Annotated in this window: 1 protein-coding gene; it reads left to right on the plus strand. The window is 49.4% G+C overall.

Going from position 1 to position 476, the window contains the following annotated elements:
• Nucleotides 1-476: glycosyl hydrolase family 95 catalytic domain-containing protein (locus N2K84_RS20675; RefSeq protein WP_428222006.1), on the plus strand; the 476-nt coding region annotated here is incomplete at both ends.

Here is a 476-nt window from a genome sequence, read left to right on the forward strand (position 1 = left end):
CGCATCAAGAATTTTTCGACCAGCCATGATCCCCAACTGGTTTCGATGTACTACCAATTTGGACGTTATTTGTTGATTTCAAGTTCTCAACCGGGCGGACAACCCGCCAATTTGCAGGGTATTTGGAATGAAAGCACCAACCCGGCCTGGGACAGTAAATACACCATCAACATTAACACCGAAATGAATTACTGGCCAGCAGAAAAATGCAACCTCACCGAGCTGCACGAACCACTAATCCAGATGGTGAAAGAGCTTTCCGAAACCGGACAGCAGACTGCTCGCGAGATGTACGGCGCCAAAGGTTGGGTCACCCATCACAATACTGACATTTGGCGAATCAGCGGTGTGGTTGATGGCGCTTTTTGGGGCATGTGGCCTATGGGTGGTGCCTGGCTTTCGCAGCATTTGTGGGAGAAGTATTTGTACAGCGGCGATTTGAACTACCTCGAATCGGTTTACCCGGTGTTGAAATC

The organism is Gaoshiqia sediminis (assembly GCF_025907915.1).
Lineage (GTDB): Bacteria > Bacteroidota > Bacteroidia > Bacteroidales > Prolixibacteraceae > Gaoshiqia > Gaoshiqia sediminis.